Here is a 14,057-nt window from a genome sequence, read left to right as displayed (position 1 = left end):
ATTTTTTTTTATTTTTTAAAAATTTTTTTAATTAAAGACTTGACAATCAATATAAAATTTACTATAATATATTTGTAATTAAATTTTTTAAGGAGTAAATTATGATTACTAAAAAACAAATCTTATGGTTAATAGCGCTCGCTATTATAACGGTTATGGTTTCGGTAGCTTGTAAGAAAAAACCTACCGATACTGGAAATTATATGTCTGTGACGGAAGCGGGACAAACGCCTGCGCCAGAATTCCCTTCCAATAATCCAATCGGAAAATTAACTATTGATACAAATCAAGGGTTAATTCAATTCAACGGTTTATCATTTAGGTCTGGGGCTTATTATATGAACGGCAACTATACGAGAAAGATATATTATTATGCCGATGTAAAAGTAGATAGCGACTCAAAACCTTATGTAAGCGCGATAACTAAGAGCGAAGATGGAGAGATTATAGAGGACGAAGGTAAATTTTACGATTATGCGAACGGAAAAGGAGCGGTTTATAATTTGGAAGGAATTCGATACCAAAGCAATAACAGAATCACGGCGGAAGTTACTTTTACCGAAGACGGCTATTTAGTAATAAGATTTAGCAATTATGGATTGGATATTACTTATTCATTAACAACGGAAATAATAGATTCTAAATCCGAACTTGAAGGAACTTGGAAAAGCGGAAATCATGTTATTGAAATTGATAGTAAGGGCAATATAACTCTTAATTGTCCTTTAGGCAATAACCATAATTATCATTATAGTTATACTGGAAAAATTGACAATGATTTTGATTATCCTTATGCGGTAAAAATGTATGCTATGCAGGGAGGAGAAAGAAAGGTTGGAACTATTACATTTAATAATTCGTCAAGCGCTACGGGTTCGTTTTATTATTATCGCAATAATATTTGGGATATATCATCTTGGAGTTTTTCTAAGGTAGAATAGAATCAATTTTAAAATATAAAAGGCATCGTTTTTTAAGCGGTGTCTTTTTGATTTTTTTAATTAAAGACTTGACAATCAATATAAAATTTACTATAATATATTTATAATCTAAAATCAAGGAGTAAAAATATGATTATGAAAAAACAAATATTATGCTTAATAGCGCTTGCTATTATAACGGTTATAGTTTCGGTAGCTTGTTCTAGTCCTACCGATGTTGAAAACATGGCTGTGACGGAAGCGGGACCAACGCCTCCACCCGAATTTCCTGAAGATAATACGGATAATAAATTAACCATTGATACAAATCAAGGTTTAATCCAATTTAAAGATTTATCGTTTAAATCTGGCGCTTATTATTCCATATACGATACGACAAAGAAAATGTATTTTTATGCAGATGTAAGAGTCGATGAAAATTCAAAACCTTATGTAAGAGTTGTAACTAAAGACGAGAACGGCGTGGTTGTGGAAGACGAAGGCAAATTTTATGATAACGCGAACGGAACAGGAGCGGTTTATAATTTGGAAGCGACTCGATATAAAAGCAATAACAGAAATACTGCAACGGTTACTTTTACAGAGGACGGTTATTTAAGAATAAAGTTTAGCAATTACGGAGCGGATATTACATACTCTTTAACCGATAAAAAAGCCGAAGAAGAAATTAGTAAAGATGGAACTTATATACCTGAATCATGGTGGGGAACATATGAATGGGTCCAAGGTTCTGGTCAATATCATCTTTCGGCAGAATTAACGGTGACGGCAAATCGTATGAGTGACGCAACGGATGTTTTAGCTCCAGACTCATATTTGGGAGATAATACTTGGAGTTATTATTGCGGAGCAGGATGCGGACAATATACTACTGTTACATTTGGACGAAACGATAAGGGGCAGAGAATAGTTTCGGAAGTAATAGGCGGCGCGCAGCCTTATATTCTATATATCCATAGCGATGATAAATAAAATTTCTTAAAATTAAGGTTTATAGGGAGAGTTTAGAGATAAGCGCTCCCTTTTTATTTATATTAATTCATTTGGTCGATACAGTTCTATTTGTGTAATTATATAATTTTTTAAAGTTTTTCTATCGCTTCAAAATAACAAGACATAAAATCGCCTTCGCCTCTTTCAAAATCGGCAACCGCAGAAGAAAGTTTTTTATTAAGTTCTTTTATCATAATTAAAGCAACTTCCCGAGATTCGTTTTCGGTTAAATTAGGATTATTTTTTAATATCTGTCCGACAACTTTATCAATATTTACTCTTCTATAAACTCCATCGCTGTCCATTTTATTCTCCTTTTGTTATTAATTTGATTATAAAAAATTATTTATCTTTTTTCCAAACGATATGCCCGTTAATATTATATTTTTCATAAACGCTCAAAACTTCTTCCAAAAATTTAATTAAATCTTTTTCGTTGGATTTTTTTGCAATTTCCAGCATTTGTATAAACATTTTCTTGCCCGTTTCGGTTTGTTTTAAATTCTTTTTCAAAAAATTATGTTTTGAGCAAAGCGTCTGTCCGTTTTCTAAAGTTGCTTTTCCTCCTAAAGATTTTGGTTTTATATGGTCGACATGCAAATCAACTCCTTCTTTTTTGCCCATTCCGCAAATTACGCATTTATAATTGTCCCGTTCTAAAATTTGTTTTTTAAGTTGAGGAGTAAAATCTTCCAAATCGTCTCTTAAGGCAACAAAATCGGGGTCGTATCTATAAACTCCTTTAGAAATATTTTTCAAATAGCCTTTTTCATGCAATTTTCTAATTCCTCTGTCGGGGTCTCTAAAAACTTCGCCCGTTCTTTTTTCCCATTCTTTCACTACCCAATCTACGACTTCAGGATGCGGTATATCTCTATTTGGATTTTTCTTAAAAAATTCCATAATCAAATCTATTTGACTGTATTTGCCCATTAAAATTCCTCCGTTCTCTTTTTCTATCGTTTGATAAAATCTATCTTTGGAAAGACTGCAATATTCTTTATCCAATTCTATTCCAATAAAATTTCTATTATTTAAATAAGCCTCTATCATAGTAGTTCCGCTTCCGCTAAACGGGTCGCATATAGTATCGCCGACAAATGAAAAAAGTTTAATGCATCGTTTTGGAAGTTCTCTTGGAAAAGGAGCGGGATGTCCTATTCGTTTTTTTGATTCTCCGTTGAAACTCCATAATCCGTTCGTCCAAGCCATAAATTCTTCTTTTATAATATCGCTTTCTCCTTTTATTTTCTTTTTCCATTCGTTTTTATATAAAACCACTATAAGCTCAACGGGAGCGATAACATAAGGAGCTGACGCGCTTAACCAACTTCCCCAAGCCGTCCTTCGAGAAATATTGCCTTCGTTCCAAACGATAGAACTATGATATTTCCATCCTATATCTTTTGCTATTGATATTAAATCTGCTCCTACGCTTTGCTGTCCTCCTTTATTTTTATCAAGCGGAATATTTAAACAAAATCTCGCCGTATCTTTTGCCCAAATATAACAATTACTCATCCATTCTTTACTAAATTTTAAATATTCATCGTATTCGTTTGAATCTTCATTTGAATTATAATTTATTCCCACATTATACGGAGGCGAAGTTATTATTAAATCTACGCTTTCTTTATTTAAAATATTTTTATCGAGGCAGGAAGCGTTATAAAGCTTTATATTTTCATTTGAAAAAAATATATGTTGTTCTTTTGTATTATAATCAATTTCAATATTATTTAATAAATCTTGTTTAACCGCGTATGTCATTATTTTTACATCCAATATATATTTTTATTAAAATCATTAAATCAAAAAGAAGATAACACTTCGTTTATGCCTTTTAATTTATCTTCAAATTCTTTTTGCTTTCGTTTTTCAGTTTCAATCGCTTCTTGTTTTGCCTTATTAATAAAATTTTCGTTTGAAAGTTTTTTATTAACCGCTTCCAAATCTTTTTTATAAGTTGACGCTTCTTTTTCAAGCCGCCTTTTTTCCGCTTCAAAATCTATTATTCCAACCAAATTAACATTAATCTCTCCGCCTTCGAATACTTTAACGAAACTTCCTTTATTCCTTTCATGTTCTTTTGCCGAAACTATATCAAGCGACTGCGTCAAAGAAAGATAAGCGATTATATCTTTATAATTTTCGCTTACCGTTTTGAAATAATCGTTTGTATATCTTAATATCACTTCGAGTTTTTTATTCGGAGGCAAATTGAATAGAGAGCGTGAATTTCTTATTGCCGAAACTATATCTTTTATCAAATCGAATTCTTTTTCTATATCTTCGAATATATATTCGCTTTTCGCTTTCGGATATTCTCTTATCATTATAGATTTTGATTCGATATTTCTTTTTGGCAAATTAAAATAAATCTCTTCGGTTAAGAAAGGCATGAAAGGATGAATCATTGCCATAGATTCTTCCAAAATATACAAAAGCAATGATAAAGTTTTTTCTCTTTTTGAATTATCTTTCAAATCGAATTTGCTTATTTCAATATACCAGTCGCAAAATTCGTTCCAATAGAATTTATAAACCGTTTGAGAGGCTTCGTCAAATCTATATTCTTTTAATTTTTTATCTGTTGATTCAATCGCTTTTTGAAGTCTCGATAAAATCCATTTGTCTTTATTTTCAAGTTTGAATTCGTCAATATTTTTTATCGTCTCTCCGTCTTCGATATTTCCAAATATATATTTTGCGCTGTTATATATTTTATTTGCAAATTTTCCGCCCATTTTGAAAAGTTCTTTATCGAGCCAAATATCCTGTCCGCCCAAAGAAGTTATAAAAGACAAAGTAAATCTAAAAGCGTCAGCTCCATGTTCGTCAATTATTTCAATCGGGTCGATTCCGTTTCCAAGACTTTTCGACATCTTCCTTCCGATTTTATCTCTAATCAAACCGTTAAGATAAATATCTTTAAAAGGAATATCTTTCATAAAATGAGTTCCCGCCATTATCATTCTTGCAACCCAGAAAAATAATATATCGTATCCCGTAACCAAAGTGGAAGTCGGATAAAAATATTTTAAATCTTCGTTATCTTCTGGCCATCCGAAAGTGGAAAAAGCCCATAACCAAGAAGAAAACCAAGTATCCAAAACATCTTCGTCCTGTTTAATATTTTTACTATGGCATTTAGGACATTCTTTAATATCCGTTTTCGATACAATCATCTCTCCGCAGTCGCCGCAATACCAAACGGGAATTCTATGTCCCCACCATAACTGCCTGCTTATGCACCAGTCTCTTATATCGTTCATCCAATGGTTATAAGTGTTAATCCATCTTTCGGGATAAATTTTTATTTGTCCGTTATTAACAACTCTGTAAGCTTCTTCGGCTAAAGGTTTCATTTTTACAAACCACTGGTCGCTGTAATAAGGCTCTACAGGATTATGGCATCTATAACAATGTCCAACTTGATGCTTTATATTTTCTTTTCCTAAAAAAGCGCCCAAACTTTCCAATTCTTTTATTATAAAATCTCTCGCTTCTTTTACGGTTTTTCCTTGATAATTTTTCGGAGTATTTTCGTTAAATGTGCCATCGGGGTTTAATATATTTATTATTTCCAAATTATGCCTCTGCGCTATCGCAAAGTCGTTCGGGTCATGAGCGGGAGTTATTTTCAAAGCGCCCGTTCCAAAATCTTTATCGACATAAGCGTCTTTTATTAGTTTTAATTTTCTGCCGACTATTGGAAGTATTAAAATCGTATTTTCGTCCAGATTAGAATATCTTTCGTCTTCGGGATGAACCGCAATCGCAACATCGGCAAGTATAGTTTCGGGGCGAGTTGTGGCGACTTCGATATATTCTTCTTTTCCTTCTATTTTATATTTGACATGATACAAAGCTCCAGAAATTTCTTCATGGTCAACTTCATCGTTTGCAAGCGCCGTTCCGCAACTCGGACAATAATTTATCAAATATTTTCCTCTGTATATTAAGCCTTGATTATAAAGTTCGACAAAAACTTCTCTAACCGCGTTACTCAATCCTTCGTCAAGCGTAAATCTTTCTCTTTCCCAGTCGCATGAACAACCTATTTTTTCAAGTTGTTTAATTATTATTGAATGATGTTCGTTTGCAACTTCCCAAGTTAATTGGACGAAATCCTCTCTTCCCAAATCATATTTATTTTTGCCTTCTTTTTTTAATCTTCTTTCCACTACATTTTGTGTGGCAATTCCCGCATGGTCCGTTCCAGGCATCCATAAAACGCATTTTCCCGACATTCTATGAAATCGAATCAATATATCCTGCAAAGTATTGTTTAATCCATGTCCCATATGCAAAACGCCCGTGACATTCGGAGGAGGAATAATTATAGAATAAGGTTCTTTATTTTTATCAATTTCGGCATGAAAAAATCCGCTCTCTTTCCAAAAGCAGTATAATTTTTCTTCAATATTTTTAGGATTATAACTTCCGCCTAAAGTATGTTTCATTTATTCCCCCGTTTTAAAATAGATTTTAAAATCATTTTAAATATTAAAACAAAAATAATTTTTATGTATTTTATAATATATAACGATATTTTTCAATTATTATTTATTAAATTGACAAATAGATTTCGTTTTGATAGAATATAAATTATGTTAAAAAGGATATTATTATGTCTACGCATCAAATAGAAGAATATTATAATAAAATCGAAGACGCTAAAAAAAGCGGAATGAATAACGAACAGAATATAAGAGAATTTTTCTACGAACTCTTAAAAAATTATACCAATCCGTTAAATATAAAAATCGAAAGAGAACCTATAGAACATGTTGGAGATAAAAATATATATTATGACGGCAGACTTAAAAAAGGAAATATGGATTTGGGATGGGTGGAAAACAAAGACGAAAAAGACGATTTGGAAAAAGAGATTAAAAATAAAATCGATAAAAATTATAATTTGAATAATACTATTTTTGAAAATTCTAAAGAACTCGTTTTATATCAGAACGGAAAAAGAATAATTAAAATAAAAATGTCGGACGGAGATAAGCTCGATAAAGTTTTGACTAATTTTGTAAATTTTAAAATAGGCGAATATAAGAAATTTCAAGACGCTTTCGATAATTTGAAAAGAATACTTCCAGAACTTGCCGAAGATTTGAGAGGATTTTTTGCAAAAGAGAAACGGATAAATAAAGAATTTGAAAAAAATTTGAAAGATTTTAAAAAAATGTGCAAAAGAAGTATAGACAATAATATAACCGAAGAGATTGCAATTGAAATGATAATTCAGCATATGCTCACGAGAGATATTTTCGTTATGCTTTTTCACAATCAGAATTTCCATAGAAATAATATTATATCAAAATCAATAGAAGATATTTTGGAGAATATTAATCAAAAGAGCGCGGAGATTAGCCAAAAAATAGAATCTTATATGCAGGTTTTAAATTCTTATATTGCAAATATGGATAAAAAAGACAAACAGGATATTTTAAAAACTTTTTACTCCGACTTTTATAAAGCGCTCAATTCCAAAAAAGCGGATGTTCAGGGAATAGAATATACTCCGATTGAAATAGTTAAATTTATGGTTGACGCTTCAGAGGAACTTTTATATAGACATTTTGACAAAAAATTATCGAGTAAAGATGTAAATATTCTGGACCCTTGCTCGGGAACGGGAATATTTATGGCAGAAATTATTAATAGAATAAATAAAAATAATTTGAAAGAAAAATATAAAAACGAATTATTTTCAAACGAAATCGATATAATGCCATATTATATTTCAAATCTAAATATTGAAAACGCCTATTTTGAGAGAACGAATAACTACGAAATATTTGAGAATATGTGCTTTTTGGACACTTTGGAATTTCAAATAAAATCGGAAAAAACCTCTTTTTTTGGAATGGAAGAATTCAATAAAGAAAATGTCGAGAGAGCGGTTAGACAATATAAAAAGAAAATAAATTTGATAATCGGAAATCCGCCTTATAACGCGAATCAGAAAAGCGAAAACGATAATAATAAAAATAAAGTTTATGTCGATTTGGATAAACGAATAAAAGAAACTTATATAAACGAAAGCAAAGCGCAGAAAACTAAACAATACGACATGTATAAAAGATTTATCAGATGGGCAACCGACAGAATAAAGAGCGAGGATGACGGAATAATAGCTTTTATAACGAACAACGCCTATTTGGATTCGAGGCAGGATGACGGATTTAGAAAGAGCGTTCAAAAAGAATTCGATTATATTTATATTGTCGATTTGAAAGGCAACGCGAGAAAGCGAAATAAAATCGAAGGCGGAAATGTTTTTAATATTCAAACGGGCGTGGCGATAATGTTTTTGATTAAAAAAGGTAATAATGCACAAAGGGTTAATGCACAAGGGGTTAAAACCCCTTGTTATCAAGGTTCAAGAGATGCCAAGAATAATAACAAGGTGGCTTCCGCTTCTGCGTCCCTGCGGGAAGCCACTTGTGTGCAATTGCAAAATGAAAATCCTTTATATAAGAAAAAAGCGGATATAAAATATTATAATATCGGCGACTATTTGAGCGGCGATAAAAAATTAATGGCGCTTCAGCATAACGGCAAACCGAAAAAAATAACCGAATTCAATTTTGAGGATATAATTCCCGATAAAAACGGGCAGTGGCTTAATCAAACGGATAACGATTTTTACGAGCATATAGCTTTGATTGATAAAAATGTAAAGAATCAAAAAGTCGGAAAAGCAATCGAACAGAAAGCGATTTTTAAATTATTCACTTTGGGCGTTTCGACAAATAGAGACGATTGGGCTTATGATTTTGATAAAGAACAGCTCACAAAAAAGATAAAATATTTTTTGAAAGTTTATGATAACGAAAGAAAAAAATGGGCGGATAAAAAACTAAACGATGAAGATATGAACGATAATTTGGATTATTCTATAAAATGGAGCGAACATTTAAAAAATCAATTAATATCGAATAAAGATATAAAATTCAATAAAAAATCAATAGTGAAATGTTTATATCGTCCGTTTGCATATCAATATTTGTATTTTAATAATCAACTTTGCGATAGACTTTCATTTAATAAATTTTTATTTCCAAATGAAAATTCAGAAAATATTTGTTTAACTTTTACAACTAAAGATAGCTATAAATTTGATATTTTAGCTACAAATAAATTATCAGATTTGCATGCTACACTTTCAAGTATAAACGCTCCTTTATATATTTACGAAAACGGAGAAAAGAAAATAAATATTACCGATTATGCTTTGAAAGAATTTAAGAAGAAATACAAAGAGAGCGCAACGCATGAAAATATTTTTGCATATTGTCATGCGGTTTTGTCGTCTCCGAAATATCAGAAAAAATACGAAGAGAATTTGAAAACCGATTATCCGAGAATTCCGTTTTATTCTAAAAATGTTTTTGATAGATTTGTAGAACTTGGAAAAAGATTGATAAAATTGCAAACGGAATTTGATAATACGGATTGCCACAATGAAATAATTACTTCGTCATTACGAGGCGATAGCCGAAGTAATCTAAATAAAGTGGATTGCCACGCCTCTATCGAGGCTCGCAATGACGATACAGAAATGGCTCGCAATGACGATACAGAAATGGCTCGCAATGACAATGTGAAAAAAGTTTGCAATGACGAAATTAATTTGAAAATTGAAAAAGATTTGGATTATATGCCGAGCGGAATAGAAAATCCTAATAAAAATAGATTCTTCGATTTTTTACAAATAAAAAAAGATAAAGGAATTATAATATTCGATTCAAAAAATAGAATTTCAAATATTCCGAAAAAGGCTTTTGATTATAAAATCGGGACGAGAAGCGCGCTCGATTGGATTATAGATTATTATAAACCTAAAAAATTGAATCCCGATAAAGAAACGCATCATAAAACTTTAATAGAAAACGATTTTACGAATTACGATTATAAAAAGATTAGAGAATATTTGTTCGATTTAATTCCGAGAGTTATTCAGATTAGCGTTGAGGTTGTGGAGATTTTTGAAGAGTTGGAAAGTTTGGATGAGGGTGGAATTTTTTGACAAATAAAAGTATTTTGATATAATAACATTATGGAAAAAAATTATAAAGTAATAGCTAGAAAATATCGCCCTCAAACTTTTGAAGAGGTTATAGGACAGGAACATATAACAAAAACAATCTCAAAAAGCATAGCTCAAAAAAAGATAGCGCATGCTTATTTATTTTCTGGTCCGCATGGAGTTGGAAAAACATCTCTTGCAAGAATTATAGCGAAGGCTTTAAATTGCGTAAACGGTCCAACCGATAAACCCTGCGGAGAATGTCCTTCCTGCGTCCAAATAGAAAACGGAACGCCTCTCGATGTTATAGAAATAGACGGCGCAAGCAACAGGGGAATAGAAAATATAAGAACGATAATCGAAAATGTGAGAATATCTCCAGTTTCGGGAAAATATAAAATATATATTATAGACGAAGTTCATCAAATAACTAACGAAGCTTTTAACGCTTTATTAAAAACTTTGGAAGAGCCTCCTCCTCATGTAGTTTTTATACTCGCGACAACCGAAGCGGAAAGAGTTTTGCCAACTATAAGAAGCAGATGCCAGCAATATACTTTTAAATCTTTGAATATTGAAGATTTGGAAAAAATTCTTAAAGTAATATTGAGTAAAGAAAATATAGCCTACGAAGACGAAGCGATATTTTTAATTTCAAAACAGGCTCGGGGTTCGGTTAGAGACAGCGAAACTATTTTGGAAAAAATGATTGCATATACTACCGACAAAAAATTTATAAGCGCAGCCGATGTGGTGGCAGTTGTCGGAGGAAATAATTTTAGTTTCGTTAAAGAATTTTTCGATGTTATGATGTCGGGCGATAAAAAAAATTATTTTCTGTTTATAAAAAAATTATTCGAGGAAACAGTCGATATTAGAACTTTTATAAATAATTTAATAGAATATATGCGAATCGTTCTTATGATTAAAAGCAAAATTGACGATATAAAACTTCTTGAAATAACGGAAAACGAAAGAGATGATTTGAAAGTTTTTGCAAATAATTATAGTGATGAAGAAATTGAAAGAATCTTGGATTATATACTTTCAATAGAAGAGAGGATAAGAAACGCCGCAAATCCGAGAATTATATTTGAAATGCGGGCAATGGCGCTTTTGAATACCGATAATTTAATTCGTCCGATTGATATAATATCCGCTTCAAATGTTTCAATTAATAATGAAAGCGATATTAATTTTGAAGAAGAAAAAAATAATTTTAATAATTTAAATAATTTAAATATTAATAACAAAATCGAAAATAAATCTAATCTCGATGTTCCTTTAAATCCAACCGATAAAAGAAGAATATTTTACAATAAAATACTTTCTTATATAGAAACCGAAAGCGCAGCTATTTATTCTTTGCTCTCTCAAGGAAATCCGATTGAAAGTAGAGGAGCAACTTTAATTGTCGCTCTTCCCGAACATATATACGAAATGACTCAAGCTGATAAAAGAATTCCAGATTTAATCGCAAGCGCAATACCAAAATTTACAAAAAATAAAGATGTGGCGATTCAATTTCAAAAAGCGGTTGAAGGCGATATGATAGATAAATTAAAAAGCAGATTGCAGGCTACTCAAGTCGATTCGGATAGTTTGGAATAGTTTAATAAATAAGGCTTTAAATTAAACTAAAAAATATTATATAATAAATATATAAAATTTATTTCTATTTTGAATTGGTTTTAATAATGAAAAGAAATTTTGCTTTAAGAATTGGATTGATAATTTCTGCATTTTTAATATTATCGTCTTCATTATTTGCTGTCGCTCAACTTCCGCCGATTAGATTTTTGATTGATGTATTGCTAGGAGCAATAATGGCTTGGATAATAATTCCAATCATATTAATAGCTATAATAACCGTAACAATATCTAAATTATTACGGAAAGAAAAACGGGTAAAATCAGTATTAATCATATTATTAAGTATAATTGTAATAGGGTTATATTTTATTGTATTTGTATCTCCTATTAAATTTGATTTTTTGAGACATTAATAGATTATGGTTATGAATTTGAATGCATAAAATTTGTTCTATAGAAATTGGAATAGCTATTATTACTATTTAATAAAAAATAAGATAACGCTATAAAGGTAATAATAGTAATACCGCTTTATATTGGGCAAATACTGAATAGATAAAATAAGTATTGAGGAAAGTGAGAGTGAAATAAAATTTTATTAAATTTGGATTACTCGTTTAATTTACGCTTTCCAATATGTCAAAATTATTATGAAATTTATCAAAACAACTATAATCGTAATTTCGTCCCTTTTTTAATATATGCCCGTATTTATCAATGGGTAATTCAGTTTTTTGATTATCGGTTATTTGATAAGTTGGTAAATTTATATCGTCAAATAATACGACATCTCCCGTATTAAAAATATAATAATGTATAGCATCATGAATATTTATATTTTGATTTTCAATATTTTTATTTAGATTAAAATTATCGTTTACAAATATTGCTATCCATACATAATAAACTTCTTTGCCCATCATATATCTTATTTTTGGATGGAAGCTAAAATTTCTTATATCGTTATCTTTATTATCTCTTTTTATGCCTTCGGAAGTTTTAACTTGCAAATATTTTGTAATAATTCTTAAAGTATTATTTCCTTTACATTTTTCGCATAAATTGGTAACGCATTTGCATTTCTTTTTATTATATTCTTCGTATCTTATATATTGATTAACGAATTTATTGCATTTAATACAATAATATTTCGTTATAACAAAATCTATTCCTTCGTCTATATACGACCTGTGAACTTGCCAGCCTTTATTGTGCAAAATCATAGCAAGTTGCATTTCGCCATACAATCCTATAACTTGTTTTTTCTTCTCTTCTTCCTGTTGATTATTTATATTGTTCATAATTCCAACTCTGATAATTTATTATTTAAAAAATTAATAACATAAGGTTTTATAGATAAATCTTTTTCAATTCCTATTCCTATTCTATTTAATTCATGCGCCGTTTTTATAGAAGTTCCTATTCCAGAAAAAGGGTCTAATACTTTATCTCCGACATAACTAAACATTTTTATTGCAAATTCGGGTATATCTTTTGGAAACGGAGCTGTATGCCCAAGAGTATTTTCGCCTTTTGAATTAATTTTAATAACGGGGTTAATTTTTTTTATATCTCTACGCCAAGAATATATAAAATCTTTATCTATAGTCGATATATCTTTATTTTTATGCGATTGCGTCATATATGTTTTGGCGCTAAATCTTTTTCCTCTGTTCGACTTGCTTCTTACAAAACAGTCTTTATTTTTGCATTCCCAACTTTTAAGTCCTTTTTCCGTATAAGAATTTCCGTTTACATTTAAAGTCCCGCATATTGGACATGGATATCTATGCATATCTAATCTATGTTTATGAAATATTAAAATATGCTCGTAGCAATTTATAGGATACTGATACATAGGATATGGGTTGTCTCCATTTTTATTTCTTTCACTTTGAACTTCTCCCTTATCCCATATTATATCGTCAACAAATGTAAATCCTATTTTTTCAAAAAGATTTATAAAATACGCTCCCAAAGGCAATCGTCTTTTTCCCCAAGTCGATTTAGTATATAAATTGTCGTTGTCAAATATGTCGCCCACATTAAATACAAATACTCTATGATTATCCAGAACTCTATAGCATTCTATTAAAATTTTTTCCATATCCTGCATATATTCGTTTATATTCTTCCATTGAGAATATTTTCTTGCATTATAATAAGGAGGAGAAGTTACCATCAAATCTATAGATTCGCTTTTCATATTTTTCAAAGCATCGTAGCAGTCTCCCCATATTAATTTTAGAGAGCCTTTTTTATTAATAAAATTATCTATATTTGGATTATCAATTTTATGTTCTTTTTGATACAATTCTTTAATATAATTAAAATAAACTGTTGAAAAGTTTTTTACTATATCGTTAATATCATCAATTTTATATATAAATTCAATCTTTTTTAAAAAAATTTCGTATTCTTTATCAGAAAATATTTCTTTCAAATAATTATCGCTTTTATCAATGATAATATCCAAATAATGT

Annotated in this window: 9 protein-coding genes; 4 read left to right on the top strand and 5 right to left on the bottom strand. The window is 30.3% G+C overall.

Annotated features, from left to right (window positions below; translation table 11 throughout):
• Positions 1 to 101: 101 nt before the first annotated feature.
• Together ACR0QS_RS05050 and ACR0QS_RS05045 are read left to right on the top strand one after the other, a co-directional pair.
• A complete protein-coding gene (locus tag ACR0QS_RS05050) occupies positions 102 to 941 on the top strand; it encodes a hypothetical protein (RefSeq protein WP_432632356.1) in 840 nt (279 codons plus the stop codon).
• 135 nt (positions 942 to 1,076) lie between these two features.
• A complete protein-coding gene (locus ACR0QS_RS05045; RefSeq protein ID WP_432632355.1) occupies positions 1,077 to 1,913 on the top strand; it encodes a hypothetical protein in 837 nt (278 codons plus the stop codon).
• 110 nt (positions 1,914 to 2,023) lie between these two features.
• Here the strand turns inward: ACR0QS_RS05045 and ACR0QS_RS05040 are convergent, their stop codons facing one another.
• The 3 genes from ACR0QS_RS05040 to ACR0QS_RS05030 are packed head-to-tail and all read right to left on the bottom strand — an operon-like array spanning position 2,024 to position 6,400.
• Complete coding sequence (locus ACR0QS_RS05040) at positions 2,024 to 2,239, bottom strand: hypothetical protein (protein WP_432632354.1); 216 nt, start codon at positions 2,237 to 2,239, stop codon at positions 2,024 to 2,026.
• Positions 2,240 to 2,276: 37 nt separating this feature from the next.
• Positions 2,277 to 3,704 (bottom strand): DNA methyltransferase, encoded by a 1,428-nt coding sequence (locus tag ACR0QS_RS05035; RefSeq protein ID WP_432632353.1) that lies wholly within the window; start codon positions 3,702 to 3,704, stop codon positions 2,277 to 2,279.
• A 41-nt stretch (positions 3,705 to 3,745) separates the two neighbouring features.
• The gene (locus tag ACR0QS_RS05030) at positions 3,746 to 6,400 is read right to left on the bottom strand and encodes a valine--tRNA ligase (RefSeq protein WP_432632352.1); all 2,655 of its coding nucleotides are present in this window, start codon (positions 6,398 to 6,400) and stop codon (positions 3,746 to 3,748) included.
• Positions 6,401 to 6,567: 167 nt separating this feature from the next.
• On the opposite strand from ACR0QS_RS05030, the gene ACR0QS_RS05025 reads away from it, so the two are divergent.
• Together ACR0QS_RS05025 and dnaX are read left to right on the top strand one after the other, a co-directional pair.
• On the top strand, positions 6,568 to 9,981 hold the full coding sequence (locus ACR0QS_RS05025) for a type ISP restriction/modification enzyme (protein WP_432632351.1): 3,414 nt from the start codon (positions 6,568 to 6,570) through the stop codon (positions 9,979 to 9,981).
• 30 nt (positions 9,982 to 10,011) lie between these two features.
• Complete coding sequence (dnaX, locus tag ACR0QS_RS05020; protein ID WP_432632350.1) at positions 10,012 to 11,592, top strand: DNA polymerase III subunit gamma/tau; 1,581 nt, start codon at positions 10,012 to 10,014, stop codon at positions 11,590 to 11,592.
• Positions 11,593 to 12,191: 599 nt separating this feature from the next.
• Here dnaX and ACR0QS_RS05015 read toward each other — a convergent pair.
• Together ACR0QS_RS05015 and ACR0QS_RS05010 are read right to left on the bottom strand one after the other, a co-directional pair.
• Entirely contained in the window at positions 12,192 to 12,875 is a 684-nt protein-coding gene (locus ACR0QS_RS05015) for a hypothetical protein (protein WP_432632349.1), read from the bottom strand.
• Positions 12,872 to 14,057 (bottom strand): DNA-methyltransferase (locus tag ACR0QS_RS05010; RefSeq protein WP_432632348.1); only part of this gene is annotated, 1,186 nt, incomplete at its 5' end. The genes ACR0QS_RS05010 and ACR0QS_RS05015, both read right to left, overlap by 4 nt.

Origin of the sequence: Brachyspira sp., assembly GCF_050873525.1 — a bacterium.
GTDB lineage: Bacteria > Spirochaetota > Brachyspiria > Brachyspirales > Brachyspiraceae > Brachyspira.
Note: the sequence above shows the minus strand (reverse complement) of the source record. Positions and strands in the feature narration are given on the sequence as shown.